Here is an 18477-nt window from a genome sequence, read left to right as displayed (position 1 = left end):
AATTATTATCTTTTAAAATTTAAAGCTCAAACTAAAGCCTATATTACGCAATGCTGGCATCATAAAATAGTCAATGCCCTGATAGAAATTATCAGTAGAAGCCACTGTTTCAGGGTCGAATGGAGCTTTATTGTAAATCATCCACAAATTGCGTCCGATAAGTGCGACTTTAATATCACAAACATTTCGTAACATTTTGCGTGGGAAAGTATAACTTATAGATGCTTCTTGCAAACGTACATTGGTTGCGGAATAAGTATAATACTGCGGAACTGCTGTTCCTGCTCCAATTGTGCTATACCAAGTCTCAGGAGTAACACGGTCTGTACCATTTACCATCACATAACCTAAATCCCGAGCATCAGCAGAAGCTTCAGAAACGCCATAATAATCAAGCATTGCCTGAGTTCTTGAATAAACCACTCCACCCAAGCGAGCTGTAATCAAGAAACCTACATTGAAACCTTTCCAAGACAGATTATTACGCCAAGCCAAATTACCATCAGGTAATACACTTCCTAACTTAATGTATTGATCTGGATCTGAAATGGTTTCAGTTGTCATTTTTCCGTCACGACCAATATAAATATCGCCATTGCTATCACGCTTCAGATCAATCAGAGAATAGAGGTCACCCATTGTTCCACCTTCTTTCAGGAAGAAACGTGTTTCTCCCAATCCTCCCATATTCAAAGAAGATAATGAGAATTTTTCTCCTGTAATAGGATTGATTGCATTATCAGCTAATTCCAGAATTTTATTACGGTTCATAGAATAGGTAATACCTGTATCCCATGTAAAGTCTCTCCAAGTATTTTTATATCCTAAAGAAAGCTCAATACCTTGGTTACGAACAGCACCTGTCTGAATATACATTGCAGACCATCCACTTACCGGAAGCTGAGGGTTAAATGTCTGGTTCATAGTCTTGGCATTGTAATAAGTTACATCCAAATCGAAGTTTTTCAAGAAGCGCATAGACAAACCAACTTCGAATGACTGAGTACGTTCCGGCTTCAAGTTATACAACGGATATTGGGTTGTAATGCTCCAGGCATTATTTTTCCATTCATAACGTGGGTTTGCAATATAACGTGAGAAAGGATTACCTACAGATGCCCAAGAACCGCGTATCTTCATATAAGACAAATAATCTTTATTTAAATTAGGCATCAACTCGGAAAGTACGATAGATCCACCCACTGAAGGATAGAAGAATGACTTACTGCTTGAATTTGGACCTGCCAACTGTGAAGGCCAATCATTACGTCCTGTCAATGTCAAATAATAAGTGCTCTTATATCCGATTTCTGCTGAAGCAAAGATTGACTGAGTCTGCTCACGCCATCCTTCCTGGAACTTTTTAGTTTTACTTGCACTCAAATTCTGAATAGCAAAGAAGTTTGTATATCCTACCGGCTCATCACCAAAAGCAGCTCCTCCATCCGCAATAGGACCACGTACTTGCATTGCATCAGAACGCATATCAGAGATAGAAGCACCTAAGTTGGCCTGTAAGCTCCAATCTGTACCAAAGTTTTTATTTACACTTACAAGGACATCTGCATACAACTGTTTTTCCTGAGTACGAGTAATACCATAAAGTCCTCGGTTTGATTGTTCTGTCAGCTGAAGATTAGTTGATGCATAGAATTTTTCGGTATAATCATTATTTGAATTATCCAAACGTACACGTCCGCTCACGTTCAACCAATCTAAGATCTGATAACTTAATCCGGCATTCAACATGTATCGGTCTTTCTTGTTATTACGAAGGTTACGATAGTTGATCCAATAAGGATTCTGCATCGTCATTGCCTCATCACCGATAGGCCAATACTGGGTATAAATCTTACGAGCCGGGTCATAGCGTTCATACATCTCAATATCCGACCAATCATTTCCTCTCGGGAACAGATAAGCGCCTACCAATGGGTTATTATACACACCCTGGTTAGTCATATTCTGGTCGTTCTGTAAAATATAGCTGGCACCGATATCCAACTTCATTTTATCATTCAGGAATGAAGTTGTATTACGTACAGTAAAATTATATCGATTATATTTATTATTAGGAATAATACCTTTAGAGTTCACTGCTGCTGCAGAAGCATAAGTCTGATTCTTCTCTGTACCAGTCGACAAAGAGATGCTTTCACTTCCAATTATACCTGTTTGGAAATAATCATCCGTAGGATTATAACCATAATAGTTGGCTTCAGTCAAATGAGGTCCCCAGCTACGGCTACCAGTAGAACTATATACGCCCTCAGAACCAGTTCCATAACGTGTCTGAAAACGTGGCATTACAAAAGGAGAAGAAAATTCGGTATTACTGTTGACTGTAATACTCAACTTACCTTCTTTTCCTTTTTTGGTAGTGATAACAATTGCACCATTAGCGGCATCTGAGCCATACAATGCAGCAGCTGCTGCACCTGTCAATACAGACATTGATTCAATATCTTCCGGGTTAATGTCAGCAATCGGTTCAGTTGAGCCCTGTGAGTTAAATTCAGTTCCTCCTTTATTGCTTCTACCAGAAAAAATAGGTACACCATCAATTACATAAAGAGCATTAGATGATTGCATAATAGATTTTGTACCACGCATTACAACTTTTGAAACACCACCAACTCCTGAAGAAGATGCATTGATATTTACACCAGCAACTTTACCATTTAACGAATTGACGAAGTTTACGTCTTTATTTGTTGTTACATCATCTGCAGTAACTTGCTGTACATTATAAGACAATGCTTTTTCCGAACGTTTAATACCCAAAGCCGTAACCACAACTTCGTCCAATACCTCTGTATCTTCTTTCATAGTAAGATTTAAGACTGTTTTCCCAACTACAGACACTTCTATTGTCTTATAGCCTACATAGGAAAATTGCAAAACAGCCTTGTCGGAAACCTCTAAAGAGAAATTACCATCAAAATCTGTAATTCCTCCATTGGTCGTACCCTTTTCCATGACTGTTACACCAATCAAAGGTTGTCCCAAAGCATCTACAACTTTCCCAGTTACTTTTTTTTGTTGAACAGTTTGTTGAACAGCTGCAGCATGTTCTGCAACAGGTTGAACAGCATCTGAAGATGCAAACGCATTTTGCATAGGAATTGCCAAAAGCGTTGACATCATTAATGTCCGAGCAAGAGTTTCCGAACATTTAGATGAGTGTTTCTTTCTCATTTCTGTTTTTTCTTGTTAAGGTTAAACAATATGTTATTCTTCAAAACGGCCCCAAATTTATAAAATATATTTAAGCAAGAACGTTTTTATATAATTTTTTCTAATAAAACATACAATATCTATTCAAATTCCAATCACATAATGACATTCTTCAAAAGAGAGTAATTCAAAATTATTTTCAATATTGACAATTAATTACAATAATAAAGACAAATAGTTTTTGTACTACCAAAACTATTAGGCAGGTCTAAATGAAAAATAATATACTCTCCAATGAGAATTTAACAAGTTCTAACTGACAATTCAAAAACATACAATTTCCCATTGTAATACCGAGCTTAAAATAAAAAATAAAACTATTTTCGAACTATATTCATTAAAAAAGGAAGAATAAAACATTAAGTTCCACTTAATTTTCACAAAATGGTTATCTGCCAGTATTGGATATGTTTTTTGTTAATCGTATTTTTGTAGCGATAAATTTACATTATAACTATAAATTTAATTTCATGAAACTCGTTGCATCTTCGTTCTGCGCTTTAGCTGCATTATTTGTGGCATGCAGTACCCCCAACAAGTCTGCTACCACAGACTATACGCAGTATGTAAACCCGTTCATCGGAACCGACTTCACCGGTAATACATACCCCGGTGCGCAAGTACCTTTTGGTATGGTTCAGCTCAGCCCGGACAATGGTCTTCCCGGATGGGACCGTATTGCCGGATACTATTACCCAGACAGCACTATTGCCGGATTCAGTCACACACACTTGTCTGGAACAGGAGCTGGAGACTTATATGACATTTCTTTCATGCCAGTTACTCTTCCGTACAAAGAAGCAGAAGAACCTCTGGGCATACATTCTAAATTTTCACACGACAACGAAAGTGCATATGCCGGATACTATCAAGTATTGCTGACAGACTATAATATTAATGTAGAATTGACTGCAACTGAACGTTGCGGTGTACAGCGTTACACATTTCCTAAAGCAGAATCGGCAATTATTCTGAACCTTAGCAAGGCAATGAACTGGGATGCTACACAAGACTCTCATATTGAAGTAGTAGACTCTGTGACCATTCAAGGATATCGCTATTCGGACGGATGGGCACGCAACCAGAAGATTTACTTCCGTACCCGCTTCTCTCGTCCTTTCGACAAGATGACAATAGATACAACTGCAATTGTAAAAGAAGGTAAGCAAATCGGTACTGGTTACATTGCACGTTTCGACTACCCGACCTCTGAAGGAGAACAAATCACTCTAGTTACAGCCATCTCGGGTACAAGTATGGAAGGAGCTGCCAAGAACTTACAGGCAGAAGCACCTAACAATGATTTCGATACTTATTTGGCACAAGCCAAAGACATGTGGAACAAAGAACTGGCTAAAATCCAAATTGAAACCACAAACGAAGATGATAGAGTGGTATTCTATACCGCATTATATCACAGTATGCTTGCACCTACTATCTACAACGATGTAGACGGAGCTTACTACGGTCCGGACAAGCAAGTACATCAGGCAGACGGCTGGACCAACTACAGCACTTTCTCATTATGGGACACTTACCGTGCCGCTCATCCTCTGTTTACTTATACTCAGCCTGAACGTACCAACGATATGATTAAGTCGTTCCTGGCATTCTACGAACAGAACGGACGCCTTCCGGTATGGAATTTCTATGGAAGTGAAACTGATATGATGATTGGTTATCATGCAGTACCTGTCATCGTAGATGCATATCTGAAGGGAATTGGTAACTTTGATGCAGAAAAAGCATTGGAAGCATGCGTTGCAACTGCAAATTTAGACCACTACCGCGGTATCGGTCTTTACAAAGAAAAAGGATATATACCTTATAATATAAAGGACGAATACAATACTGAAAACTGGTCGCTGTCGAAGACACTGGAATACACCTTCGACGACTTCTGTATAGCCGAAATGGCCAAGAAGATGGGTAAGGAAGAAATTGCCAAAGAATTTTATACCCGTGCCGGATATTATAAGAATGTATACAATCCTGCCACTTCATTCATGCAGCCACGCGACGATAAAGGTAATTTCATCGCCAACTTCAAAGCCGATGAATATACTCCGCACATCTGTGAAAGTAACGGATGGCAGTATTTCTGGTCTGCACAACACGACATCAAAGGTATGATTGACCTTGTAGGAGGAAAAGAACGTTTTGAGCAGAAACTGGACAGTATGTTTACATTCCATCCAACCGACGAAGACGAGTTACCGATTTTCAGCACAGGAATGATAGGACAATACGCACACGGCAATGAGCCAAGCCATCACGTAAGCTACTTGTTTAATGCTGTAGGCCAACCGGCTAAAACACAGAAATATGTAGCGGAAATCATGCACAATCTGTACACAAATACACCTGCCGGACTTTGCGGTAACGAAGACTGTGGACAGATGTCGGCATGGTATGTATTCAGTGCAATGGGATTCTATCCGGTAAATCCAGTATCAGGTATGTACGAATTGGGCACTCCGCTGTTCCCAAAGACAGAGTTGCATTTGTCTAACGGGAAGACATTTACAGTTATTGCCAAAGAAGTAAGTCGTGAGAATATCTACATCCAGTCTGTCAAGTTAAACGGACAGCCTTATGACAAGAGCTACATCACTCACGAGCAAATTATGAGTGGTGCTACACTGGAACTGGAAATGGGTAGCACACCAGGTACAGCTTGGTATTAATTGAATTAATCACTATTTTTGCTTTAATTTAAAGCATTTTCATTCTTATCATGAAGATAAAAAACATTGCAATCATAAGTTGCACAACCCTTTTCTCTATGCTGGGAGCATGTACCTCTTCCGGCATAGAGAAAGATTATGCATCTTATGTCAACCCGTTTATCGGAACAGGAGGACACGGACATACTTTTCCGGGAGCAGTAGTACCCAACGGAATGATACAGCCCAGTCCCGATACACGTATCGACGGTTGGGATGCTTCATCCGGGTATTATTATGCAGACTCACTGATAAATGGCTTTTCACATACTCATTTAAGTGGTACAGGATGCGCCGATTACGGTGATATCCTGCTGATGCCTACAGTAGGAGAACAAGTATATAATCCTCAGGACTATACACAACAGAATTTACCGTTCTCTTCTACATTCTCTCACAAAAATGAAATAGCAGAACCTGGATATTACTCTGTATATCTGGACCGTTATCAGGTGAAAGCCGAACTGACTGCAACCAAACGTGCTGCTCTGCACCGTTACACATTCCCTGCAAGTGAAAAAGCAGGTTTTATCTTAGACCTGGACTACTCTGTACAACATCAGACCAATCTGGACATGCAGGTAGAAGTAGTGAGTGACACTGAAATACGAGGACATAAACTCACAGAATACTGGGCCTTCGATCAGCAAATCAGCTTTTATGCCAAGTTCTCCAAACCTTTTACTTATACAATTGTAAGAGATACATTAACCGATCAAAACAACAAACAGCAGCCTCGTTGCAAAGTGCTTCTCAACTTCAGCACACAGCAAGACGAACCGGTATTGGTAAAGGTAGGTATTTCTGCAGTAGATATGGAAGGAGCTAAAAAGAACCTGGAAGCAGAAATTCCAGACTGGAACTTTGACAAGGTACGTAAAGATGCACGTCAGGCTTGGAATGAATATCTGTCTAAAATTGATGTTACTACAAACAATGAAACAGATAAAACTATCTTCTATACCTCAATGTATCATACAGCCATCAGTCCGAATCTTTTCATTGACGTAGACGGACGATACTGGGGTATGGATCGAACAGTCCACCAGGGAGATATCGATAAACCTATTTACACTACATTCTCTCTTTGGGATACTTTCCGTGCATTACATCCTTTATTGTCTATTATTGAGCCGCAAATGAATAATGATTTCATTTATTCTTTGCTTCAGAAACACAAAGAAGGAGGTATTTTTCCGATGTGGGATTTGGCATCCAATTATACCGGTACCATGATTGGCTATCATGCCGTATCGCTCATAGCCGATGCCTACACCAAAGGCTATGCTGATTTCGACCTGGATGAAGCTTACAAGGCCTGCTTGCGTACAGCCGAATATGATACAACAGGTATTGCCTGTCCGGCTTTAGTGCTTCCACATTTAATGCCACAGACTAAATATTATAAGAATAAGTTAGGCTACGTACCTTGTGATAAAGATAATGAATCAGTAGCCAAGGCATTGGAATATGCTTACGATGATTACTGCATCTCTATTTTGGCAGAAGCTGTAGGCGACAAAGAGAATTTGGCTAAATATACACAATTTGCCAAAGCATACCAGCATTACTTTGATCCGGAAACACGATTCATGCGTGGAAAAGATTCGGAAGGGAACTGGCGTACTCCGTTCAGCCCAAGAGCTTCCAACCATCGTAGCGATGACTATTGTGAAGGAAATGCATGGCAATGGACCTGGTTCGTACCGCATGACATCGAAGGATTGGTGCAATTGATGGGAGGAAAAGAAGCCTTTATCGGTAAATTAGACTCTCTCTTTACAGCCGATTCCAGCCTGGAAGGCGAAGAGGTATCTGCAGATATCAGTGGTCTTATCGGACAATATGCGCATGGTAATGAGCCCAGCCACCATATCATCCACATGTACAACTATGTGGGACAACCATGGAAGACTCAGGAACTGATAGACCGTGTGTTTAAAGAACAGTATCGCAATGCTCCGGATGGACTTTCGGGTAACGAAGACTGTGGACAGATGTCGGCATGGTACATACTTAACTCCATGGGATTCTATCAGGTATGTCCAGGCAAACCGGTTTATTCCATCGGACGTCCTTTGTTCGATGAAGCGGTAATCCATCTGCCTAACCAAAAGACATTTACCATCAAGGCATACAACAATTCAAAAGAGAACAAATACATCCAGTCTGTTATGCTCAATGGTACCCCGCTTCATACTCCCTTCCTAAATCATAAGGATATTGCAGAAGGCGGAATTATTGAGATAACAATGACCAATCAACCTAAACAATGGGAATTAAACAACAATTAATAAATAAGCCATGAAAAAAGTATCATTACTTATTTTGTTAGCTGGTTTTTTCAGCTTTGCGAAAGCGACTACTACCGATTATGCAGACTATGTAAGTCCGCTTGTTGGAACACAGTCGAGCTTTGAACTTTCTACCGGAAATACTTATCCTGCAATTGCAAGACCATGGGGTATGAATTTCTGGACTCCTCAAACAGGAAAGATGGGAGACGGATGGCAATATACTTATACTGCCACCAAGATACGCGGATTCAAGCAGACCCATCAGCCAAGTCCGTGGATTAACGACTACGGACAGTTCTCCATTATGCCTATTGTCGGCAAACCCGAATTCAACGAAGACAAACGTGCCAGCTGGTTTGCGCATAAAGGTGAAGAAGTAAAGGCATACTATTACAAAGTGTATCTGGCAGAACACGATATTGTAACGGAAATGACTACTACCGAACGTGCTGCCATGTTCCGCTTCACTTTCCCGGAAAACGAACATTCGTACATCGTAGTAGATGCATTCGACAAAGGTTCATATGTAAAAATCGAACCGGAACACAATCGTATCATCGGTTACTCTACACGTAACAGCGGAGGAGTTCCCGACAATTTCAAAAACTACTTCGTAATTGAATTCGACAAGCCGTTTACATACAAGGCTACTGTAGCTGATGGAGCATTGAAAGAAAACGGCGTCGAACAGCAGGCTAACCATGCAGGAGCAATCATTGGATTTGCAACCAAGAAAGGTGAAACTGTACATGCACGTATTGCCTCTTCTTTCATCAGCCACGAACAGGCCCTCATCAACTTGAAGGAGTTGGGTAACGACAACTTCAATACTTTGGTAGCAAAGAGCAAGGAAGCATGGAACGAGGTATTGTCTAAGATTGATGTAGAAGGCGGCAACCTTGATCAATACCGCACATTCTACTCATGCCTGTACCGTTCATTGCTGTTCCCACGCAAATTCTATGAAATTGATGCACAGGGTAAAGTGGTACACTACAGCCCTTACAACGGACAGGTATTGCCCGGATATATGTATACTGATACCGGATTCTGGGATACATTCCGCTGTCTCTTCCCTCTGCTTAACCTGATGTATCCTTCTGTAAACAAGGAAATTCAGGAAGGTTTAATTAACACATACAAAGAAAGCGGCTTCTTCCCTGAATGGGCTAGTCCGGGTCACCGCGGCTGTATGATTGGCAACAACTCTGCATCTGTACTGGTAGACGCTTATATGAAAGGTGTAAAGGTTGAAGATCTGGAAACTTTATACAAAGGCCTGATTCACGGAACAGAAAATGTACACCCGGAAGTATCTTCAACCGGACGTCTGGGACATGAATACTACAACAAACTGGGCTATGTTCCTTACGATGTAAAGATTAACGAAAACGCTGCACGTACGCTGGAGTATGCATACAACGACTGGTGTATCTACCAGCTGGCCAAAGATTTGAAGCGTCCGAAAAAGGAACTCAAGCTGTTTGCAAAACGCGCCATGAATTACAAGAATCTGTTCGACAAAGAAAGTCTTTTGATGCGCGGACGTAATGAAGACGGCAGTTTCCAGGCTCCATTCTCACCATTGAAATGGGGTGACGCCTTTACAGAAGGAAACAGCTGGCACTATTCATGGTCAGTATTCCACGACCCTCAAGGTTTGATTGACCTGATGGGAGGCGACCAGGTATTTACCCACATGCTCGACTCTGTATTCTCTGTACCGCCTATCTTCGATGACAGCTACTACGGACAGGTAATCCATGAAATACGCGAAATGACAGTAATGAACATGGGTAACTATGCACACGGAAACCAGCCTATCCAGCACATGATTTACCTGTACGATTATGCAAAACAACCTTGGAAAGCACAGTACTGGTTGCGTCAGGTAATGGATAGAATGTATTCTGCAACCCCTGACGGATATTGCGGTGACGAAGACAACGGACAGACTTCAGCATGGTATGTATTTACAGCTCTCGGTTTCTACCCTGTATGTCCGGGAACAGACCAGTATGCAGTAGGTGCTCCTTTGTTCAAGAAAGCAACCATCCATTTGGAAAACGGAAAGAATGTAGTTATCAATGCGCCGGAAAACAGTAAGGAAAACATCTATATCCAGCACATGAAAGTAAATGGAAACGAGTACACCAAAAATTACTTTACTCACTCCGATTTCATGAACGGTGCAGTTATCGACATCAACATGAGTAATACTCCAAATAAAGAAAGAGGTATTGCTCCGGAAGATGCTCCTTATTCATTTACCAATGAATTAAAGAAATAATCTTTCACACCCCATTTTAACAGCCCTTCCAATTCATTTTTCCACAAAGAAGTGAATTGGAAGGGCTGTTCTTTTTATGACAAAGTTTCTTCAAATCCTTTCGGTACAAAGCAGATTGCAGACGGGCATCTGTCTACATCAAAATTCAAAAGAACAACAATAAAAAAGTACAAAATCAAGAGTTCTATTTTCAATATTTCAGTATTAATTCTTACATTTGTAGACCAAATTAATGACATTTTGCAGACAAAGTTTTAATGCTATGAAAATAGAAGGAAAGACAATTCAACAAACAAAAAGAAATCCTATTACATGGGTTCCGACAGCCTACTTTGCAATGGGGCTACCCTTTGTAGTGCTCAACATGGTGACAGTATTAATGTTTAAAGGACTGAATGTAGAAGACAAACTCATCACATTCTGGACTTCCTTAATCCTACTTCCTTGGACATTGAAGCCCTTATGGAGTCCTTTCCTTGAACTTTTCAAGACTAAAAAATTCTTTGTCATAGCTACTCAGCTCATCACAGGTATCACTTTCGGACTGGTAGCATTTTCACTCAATCTCCCTCACTTTTTCAGCATTGCAATCGCTTTACTTGCCATTATTGCATTTAGCGGTGCCACACACGACATTGTTTGCGATGGAGTCTATATGAGTGAACTTTCCACAGAAGAACAGGCCAAGTACATCGGATGGCAAGGAGCTTTCTATAATATTGCAAAAATCATTGCTACCGGTGGATTGGTTTATCTGGCAGGTTATCTGATTGAGAGCTATGGTGGTGGAGCTGGCGCTGATGCATCCAGTGTTTTATCAGCCAACCAAAAAGCATGGATGATTATCATGGCTATTTTGTGCGTGGTAATGGTACTTTTAGGCATTTATCACATGTTTATGCTACCTTCCGGAAGCAATAATGTAAAAAAGGAAGCACGTAGCACAAAGGAAGTCATGTCTGAATTAGGCAATGTTCTTCTTGCTTTCTTCAAGAAACATCATATCGTTTACTACTTGTTCTTTATTATCCTCTATCGCTTTGCAGAAGGCTTTGTGATGAAAATCGTACCTCTATTCCTGAAAGCAAGCAGAGATATGGGTGGTTTGGGACTGAGCGAAAAAGAAATCGGACTATATTACGGTACATATGGAGCTGCCGCCTTTGTGTTAGGCTCATTACTGGCCGGATACTATATTGCAGCACGCGGACTGAAGAAAACTTTGTTCTCTTTGTGCTGTATCTTCAACTTACCTTTCGTGGTATATGCATTCTTTGCGTTTTTCCAGCCGGAAAACGGAATTATCATCTGTAGCGGTATTGTATTCGAATACTTCGGATATGGTTTCGGATTCGTAGGCCTCACCCTGTTTATGATGCAACAAGTAGCACCGGGCAAACATCAGATGGCTCATTATGCTTTTGCTTCCGGTATTATGAACTTGGGAGTAATGATTCCAGGAATGCTCAGCGGATGGGTATGCGAATTGTTGGGCGAATGGTTCAACAAACCGGGAGGATATGAACCTTTCTTTATCTTTGTACTCATTGCTACTATCCCGGCATTTTTAATCACTTATTTCGTTCCATTCAAATATAATGCAGACGGAACATTGATAGAAGGAGAAAGAGAATAATCAATAAACCATTAAATAAATAGAATTATGGCAGAAAACTTTATTATGCCTTGGGAAGATCGCCCGGCAGGTTGTAAAGATGTAATGTGGCGTTACTCAAAAAATCCGGTTATCGGACGTTACCACATCCCTACATCAAACAGTATTTTCAACAGTGCAGTTGTTCCATTCAAAGATGGATTCGCCGGTGTATTCCGTTGCGACAACAAAGCTGTACAGATGAACATCTTCGTAGGTTTCAGTAAAGACGGTATCAACTGGGATATCAGCCACGAACCTATCAAATTCAAGGCTGGTAATACAGAAATGATTGAATCTGAATACAAATATGACCCTCGTGTAACTTGGATTGAAGACCGCTACTGGATTACATGGTGTAACGGATACCACGGACCTACAATCGGTATCGCTTATACTTTCGACTTCGAAGAATTCTTCCAGTGCGAAAACGCATTCTTGCCATTCAACCGTAACGGTGTATTGTTCCCACAGAAAATCAATGGCAAATATGCAATGTTGAGCCGTCCGAGCGACAACGGTCACACTCCGTTCGGTGATATCTATATCAGCTATAGCCCTGATATGAAATACTGGGGTGAACACCGCTGCGTAATGAAAGTGACTCCGTTCCCTGAAAGTGCATGGCAGTGTACTAAGATTGGAGCAGGTTCTGTTCCTTTCCTTACAGAAGCAGGATGGTTGATGTTCTATCACGGTGTAATCACTACTTGCAACGGTTTCCGTTACTCAATGGGTGCAGTGATTCTGGACAAAGACAATCCGGAAAAGGTATTGTACCGTACACGCGACTACTTGCTGGCACCGGCAGCTCCTTACGAACTGCAGGGTGATGTACCTAACGTAGTATTCCCTTGCGCTGCATTGCAGGACGGCGAACGTGTTGCCGTATATTATGGTGCAGCTGATACTGTAGTAGGTATGGCATTCGGATACATCAACGAAATCATTGAGTTCGTAAAAACTCACTCAATCGTGTAAATGAATGCATAAAGTACGATTGTACACATTGAAAAATCAATAAAACCTAAGAATAAAGCTGCATCAGGTAGACCGGTTTCTATCCGGACTATTTGGGCAGCTTTATTCTTTTTCAATTTTATATAATTATATAATCTAACTTATCCATGAAACATTTCTTACTCGGTCTGACCTGCCTGTTTACCCTGAATACACTTCAGGCACAAGAGCCGGTCGATTATGTGAATCCGTTCATCGGAACAACCAACTTCGGGACTTGTAATCCGGGAGCCATCTGCCCTAACGGTCTGATGTCTGTCGTACCGTTCAACGTAATGGGTTCCGACGAAAATACTTACGATAAAGATGCCCGCTGGTGGTCAACTCCGTACGAATACACCAATAGTTTCTTTACCGGATTTGCTCACGTCAACCTCAGCGGTGTGGGTTGCCCCGAACTGGGATCACTCCTGCTGATGCCTACTACAGGCAAACTGGATGTAGACTATCATAACTACGGAAGCAAATACGAAAAGGAAAATGCCAATCCGGGATATTATACTATTTCACTGACCAAATATAACATTCTGGCAGAAGCAACAGCTACTCCACGTACCGGACTTTCACGTTTCACTTTCCCGAAAGGAGAGAGCAACATTCTTCTGAATTTGGGTGAAGGTCTGACCAACGAAACCGGTGCTTTCATGCGTAAGGTGAACGATCAGGAAATAGAGGGTATGAAACTTATGGGTACATTCTGCTACACCCCACAAGCTGTATTCCCCATCTACTTTGTAATGCGTATTAACAAGGCTCCCAAAGCTTCGGGATACTGGAAGAAACAGCGTCCTATGACCGGAGTGGAAGCTGAATGGGATCCGGATCAAGGCAAATACAAATTGTACACCAAATACAATAAAGACATTGCCGGCGATGACATCGGCGCATGGTTTACTTTCGATACAGAAGAAGGTGAACAGATTGAAGTTTCAATGGGTGTTTCTTTTGTCAGCATAGAAAATGCAAGAGAAAACCTCGACAAGGAACAGCACGGACGTCACTTTGCAGAAATTCATCAGGAAGCCCGTACACGCTGGAACGATGATTTGAGCCGTATCCTGGTAGAAGGAGGAACAAAAGACCAGAAGACTGTATTCTACACAGCCTTATACCACGCCCTGATTCATCCGAACATCTTGCAGGATGTAAACGGACAGTATCCGCAGATGGAAGGTGATAAAATCCTGACAACAAAAGGCAATCGCTATACCGTTTTCTCTCTTTGGGATACTTACCGCAACGTACATCAGCTGATGACACTGGTTTATCCGGAACGTCAGATGGACATGATCAATACCATGCTGGATATGTACCGCGAACACGGATGGTTGCCTAAATGGGAACTGTACGGACGCGAAACACTGACTATGGAAGGAGACCCCAGTATTCCGGTTATCGTAGATACCTGGATGAAGGGATTCCGCGATTTCGACATTAATCTGGCATACGAAGCAATGTACAAGTCGGCTACACTTCCTGGCAAAGACAACCTGATGCGTCCGGACAACGACGACTATACACAGAAAGGTTACGTAGCACTCCGCGAACAGTTTGACAACTCGGTATCGCATGCACTGGAATACTACATTGCCGACTACTCTCTCTCTACGCTGGCTAAGGCATTGGGTAAGAAAGAAGATGCAAAACTCTTCTACAAACGTTCTATGGGATACAAGAACTACTATTGCAAAGACTTTGGTACCTTGCGTCCTATCCTGCCCGACGGTACTTTCTACTCACCATTCGACCCCATGCAAGGACAGAATTTCGAGCCAAGCCCAGGTTTCCACGAAGGTAATGCATGGAACTATACATTCTATGTGCCTCATGATATAAAAGGACTGGCAAAACTGATGGGTGGCAAGAAGAAGTTTGTAGACAAACTGCAAATGATATTCGATAAGGGTTATTATGATCCTGCCAACGAGCCAGATATTGCATATCCTTACTTGTTCAGCTACTTCAAGGGTGAAGAATGGCGTACACAGAAAACTGTAAAAGAATTGCTTAACAAGTATTTCACCACCAAGCCTGACGGTATTCCGGGTAACGATGATACCGGTACAATGTCTACTTGGGCTATTTTCAGTATGATGGGATTGTATCCGGATTGTCCGGGTGTACCAGAATATACACTGACATTGCCTACCTTCGATAAAGTAACCATCAAACTCGATCCGAAATACTACGGAACAGATAAGCTGGTTATCGAAACAGTCAACAAAGAAAAGGATTCCGATTATATCGAATCAATTAAAATGGGTGGAAAGAAATGCGGATACCGCATCAATCATAACGATTTGGTGAAAGCCGGTACACTGCAGTTCTACAAGAAATAACAGCAATTAGCTTACTTACTCAAAACAGCATCTCATCTGGAATAGTATGGGATGCTGTTTTCTTTTATCAGCTTATTTCATTCGACGACGTCGAATGCACAATCGACAACGTCGGCTGTACGGCCAACGGCGACAACCCGACAACCGACGACGGCGGATGAAACTTTCTATCGTTCTCATCACTATTCTATTCCTGCCACAAAATATATCTGCAAAGGAATGACCTGCCCCCTTCATACAAATCTATTTCGCTCCTTACTTGAACTAATGTACAATTTATAGAAATCAACTACAGAACAGCAAATTACACGATTATGAGCTTTTCAGAGGAAAAAGAATCCGTATGCCAAAAAGAAAGGCCACCTCAAAATAAACTTGAGATGACCTTATCTGTATTCTTTTCCTCATCAGAGGAACCATGCTTTTATGGCTTTGAAAAGCATACTTATTTCTTTTCAGCGCCAAGCAGTTCTTCCAGCTTATTATACAAAGCCTGTCCACGCAAATTAGTTGCTACTACAGAACCGTCAGGACCTATCAGCATTGTATAAGGGATACTTCTCACTCCATACATCACTGCTCCTTCACACTTCCAACCTTTCAAATCGGACACATGATTCCAGTTCAGTTCCATCTGTTTGATAGCTCCCTTCCAAGCTTCTTCTTTATTATCCAACGATACCCCCAAGATATCGAAACCTTTGTCTTTAAAAGCCTCGTAAGCTTTCTTTACATGCGGCATTTCTGCACGACAAGGTCCACACCAACTAGCCCAAAAATCTACCAATACATAGTTTCCTTTTCCTACATATTCGGAAGTATTGTGCATTTTACCGTCGGCTCCCATCATATCAAAGTGGGTAAACTGATTTTTCTGCTGTGCAAAAGCGAACAATACAGTCATGCACAGACACAACATACATACTACTTTCTTCATTTTTTAATTGGGTTAAAGGTTATTCTTCGTACATTTTTTCTATTTCTGCCGCGTAATTCTTTATCAGAACCGAACGTTTGATTTTCAAGGTATTTGTCAGTTCTCCCTTCTCCATGCTGAACGGCTCGGGCAGCAAGGTAAAGCGTTTAATCTGCTCATAATGGGCAAACTCCTGCTGAAGGGTATCAATACGCATCTTAAACAATTCGATAATCTCCGGTTTCTGCAGCAAATCTTTCCGGTCGGTATAGGCAATATGATGGTCTTTGGCATATTTTTCTACCTGTCCGTATTCCGGAACAATAAGAGCAGAGACAAACTTACGCTGGTCGGCAATAATAGAGATCTGATCTATATAACGATCTACGACCAATTTTGTTTCGATAGCCTGCGGAGCAATGTATTTTCCGTTAGATGTTTTAAACAAATCTTTAATACGGTCTGTCAAATACAAATAGCCGTCTTTCACATAACCGGCATCTCCTGTATGGAACCATCCGTCTTCTGTAAGTACCTGGCGGGTCAGGGCTTCTTTCTTGTAATATCCTTTTGTTACTGTTTCTCCACGCAACAGAATTTCGTTGTTTTCTCCAATCTTCAGTTCCAGTCCCGGCATCAGACGGCCCACAGAACCGATACGGAAATCATCCAGCCATTCACAGGATACCGTTGCTGTCGTTTCGGTCAGACCATATCCGGCTATCATATTAATACCTACTGCACGAACAAACTCTTGTACTGCCACCGGAATAGCTGCTCCGGCTGTAGGGAAGAAGTTTCCGTTCTCTATACCAATGGTTTTCTTCAGTAAGCTGTAAATGGTCTTTTCATAAAACTTATACTTCATATGCAACCACGCAGGAGGAGTCTTTCCATTCATCAGATAGTCAATGTTATGCTCCTTGCCTACACGCAAGGCATCCAGCATCAGACTCTTCTTTAATCCTGTAGTTGCATTGATTTTTTCCTGTACACCGGCATAGACTTTTTCCCAAAAACGGGGCACACTACACATAGCCGTAGGACGAACCTCTTTAATTGTTTTCTGGATATCCTGCGGACGTAAATTTATACAAAGCTGACATCCCCTATATAAACAGTAATAGGACCAGGCACGTTCGAAAATATGAGTAAATGGCAAGAAGTTCATAATCACATCGTCTTCTCCCAAACGGGTAATACGAGTGTTGTGGGCCTCAAAAGCAGCTCCATAGCAAGAATGATGAAGCATCACTCCTTTTGATTCGCCGGTGGTACCCGATGTATATAGAATATTAGCCAAATCCGTATCTGTAGATGCGGCTGTACGTGATTCGACTTCATTCTTATAGTCTTTTTCTTCTCCCAGCTTCAGGAAATCAGTATAATAAAGTGAATTATTATCGTTAGGAGCTCGTTTTACTTTCGGATCGAAAATAATAATCCGATGCAGCGTCTTGCACAGGTTCTGAACACGAAAAGCTACATCATACTGATATTGTTCACCCACAAACAGGTAACGGATTGATGCATCCTCCAAAATATAATGTACCTGCGATTCGGAACTGGTAGCATACAGCGGTATAGTTACTACACGGCAAGCAAAAGCTCCAAAATCTGTATATAAACATTCCGGCATGTTCTGAGAGAAAATACCGATATTTTCCTGAACTTCAACCCCCAATGCAATTAAGGCTTCCGATACCTTCCATACTCTCTCTGAAAACTGATTCCATGTAACAGGTATCCAGCTTTCTGTTTCATAGTCACGATATTTTAAAGCGATTCTTTCACCATATTTTTTTGCCTGGTGATGAATCAAATGCGATAAACAAGAATTGCTCATTTATTGTTTTTATTTAATCTCTTTGCAAAGATATGGTTTAATTTGGAATGACCCACTATGCCCGCATATTATTTTCTCCGTTTATTCAATGACTTACAGCAATATCACGCAACTTTTTAATTGCAGATGCAACTGTATAATAACCGTTAAAC

9 protein-coding genes are annotated in these 18477 nt (G+C 41.2%); 6 read left to right on the top strand and 3 right to left on the bottom strand.

Going from position 1 to position 18477, the window contains the following annotated elements; translation table 11 throughout:
- Nucleotides 1-12 precede the first annotated feature (12 nt).
- Nucleotides 13-3120: a SusC/RagA family TonB-linked outer membrane protein gene (locus tag WKU26_RS08095; RefSeq protein WP_340321623.1), complete on the bottom strand. Its 3108-nt coding sequence runs from the start codon at nucleotides 3118-3120 to the stop codon at nucleotides 13-15.
- 524 nt (nucleotides 3121-3644) lie between these two features.
- On the opposite strand from WKU26_RS08095, the gene WKU26_RS08090 reads away from it, so the two are divergent.
- The 6 genes from WKU26_RS08090 to WKU26_RS08065 all read left to right on the top strand — a co-directional run bounded on the left by WKU26_RS08090 (nucleotide 3645) and on the right by WKU26_RS08065 (nucleotide 15563).
- Complete coding sequence (locus tag WKU26_RS08090) at nucleotides 3645-5924, top strand: GH92 family glycosyl hydrolase (RefSeq protein ID WP_340321592.1); 2280 nt, start codon at nucleotides 3645-3647, stop codon at nucleotides 5922-5924.
- 50 nt (nucleotides 5925-5974) lie between these two features.
- On the top strand, nucleotides 5975-8257 hold the full coding sequence (locus tag WKU26_RS08085) for a GH92 family glycosyl hydrolase (protein WP_340321591.1): 2283 nt from the start codon (nucleotides 5975-5977) through the stop codon (nucleotides 8255-8257).
- A gap of 10 nt (nucleotides 8258-8267) precedes the next feature.
- Entirely contained in the window at nucleotides 8268-10550 is a 2283-nt protein-coding gene (locus WKU26_RS08080) for a GH92 family glycosyl hydrolase (RefSeq protein ID WP_340321590.1), read from the top strand.
- A 262-nt stretch (nucleotides 10551-10812) separates the two neighbouring features.
- Complete coding sequence (locus tag WKU26_RS08075; protein ID WP_340321589.1) at nucleotides 10813-12186, top strand: MFS transporter; 1374 nt, start codon at nucleotides 10813-10815, stop codon at nucleotides 12184-12186.
- Nucleotides 12187-12213: 27 nt separating this feature from the next.
- On the top strand, nucleotides 12214-13185 hold the full coding sequence (locus tag WKU26_RS08070; RefSeq protein ID WP_340321588.1) for a glycoside hydrolase family 130 protein: 972 nt from the start codon (nucleotides 12214-12216) through the stop codon (nucleotides 13183-13185).
- A gap of 146 nt (nucleotides 13186-13331) precedes the next feature.
- Nucleotides 13332-15563 (top strand): GH92 family glycosyl hydrolase, encoded by a 2232-nt coding sequence (locus WKU26_RS08065; protein ID WP_340321587.1) that lies wholly within the window; start codon nucleotides 13332-13334, stop codon nucleotides 15561-15563.
- 445 nt (nucleotides 15564-16008) lie between these two features.
- Here the strand turns inward: WKU26_RS08065 and WKU26_RS08060 are convergent, their stop codons facing one another.
- Both WKU26_RS08060 and WKU26_RS08055 read right to left on the bottom strand, forming a co-directional pair.
- Nucleotides 16009-16500 carry a peroxiredoxin family protein gene (locus WKU26_RS08060; protein ID WP_178266043.1) on the bottom strand — a complete coding sequence of 164 codons (492 nt, stop codon included), beginning with the start codon at nucleotides 16498-16500 and terminating at the stop codon, nucleotides 16009-16011.
- Between the two features lie 19 nt (nucleotides 16501-16519).
- The gene (locus WKU26_RS08055) at nucleotides 16520-18325 is read right to left on the bottom strand and encodes an AMP-dependent synthetase/ligase (RefSeq protein WP_340321586.1); all 1806 of its coding nucleotides are present in this window, start codon (nucleotides 18323-18325) and stop codon (nucleotides 16520-16522) included.
- Nucleotides 18326-18477 lie beyond the last annotated feature (152 nt).

Origin of the sequence: Phocaeicola sp. HCN-40430 (assembly GCF_037890285.1) — a bacterium.
GTDB classification, from domain to species: domain Bacteria; phylum Bacteroidota; class Bacteroidia; order Bacteroidales; family Bacteroidaceae; genus Phocaeicola; species Phocaeicola acetigenes.
This window is presented reverse-complemented; position numbering and strand designations above follow the sequence as displayed.

What these genes read in the sequence shown, in the direction of transcription:
- WKU26_RS08090 (WP_340321592.1), top strand. Translation starts at nt 3,645, where the DNA reads ATGTTTTTTGTTAATCGTATTTTTGTAGCGATAAATTTACATTATAAC.
- WKU26_RS08065 (WP_340321587.1), top strand. Translation starts at nt 13,332, where the DNA reads ATGAAACATTTCTTACTCGGTCTGACCTGCCTGTTTACCCTGAATACA.
- WKU26_RS08075 (WP_340321589.1), top strand. Translation starts at nt 10,813, where the DNA reads ATGAAAATAGAAGGAAAGACAATTCAACAAACAAAAAGAAATCCTATT.
- WKU26_RS08060 (WP_178266043.1), bottom strand. Translation starts at nt 16,500, where the DNA reads ATGAAGAAAGTAGTATGTATGTTGTGTCTGTGCATGACTGTATTGTTC.
- WKU26_RS08070 (WP_340321588.1), top strand. Translation starts at nt 12,214, where the DNA reads ATGGCAGAAAACTTTATTATGCCTTGGGAAGATCGCCCGGCAGGTTGT.
- WKU26_RS08055 (WP_340321586.1), bottom strand. Translation starts at nt 18,325, where the DNA reads ATGAGCAATTCTTGTTTATCGCATTTGATTCATCACCAGGCAAAAAAA.
- WKU26_RS08085 (WP_340321591.1), top strand. Translation starts at nt 5,975, where the DNA reads ATGAAGATAAAAAACATTGCAATCATAAGTTGCACAACCCTTTTCTCT.
- WKU26_RS08080 (WP_340321590.1), top strand. Translation starts at nt 8,268, where the DNA reads ATGAAAAAAGTATCATTACTTATTTTGTTAGCTGGTTTTTTCAGCTTT.
- WKU26_RS08095 (WP_340321623.1), bottom strand. Translation starts at nt 3,120, where the DNA reads ATGCAAAATGCGTTTGCATCTTCAGATGCTGTTCAACCTGTTGCAGAA.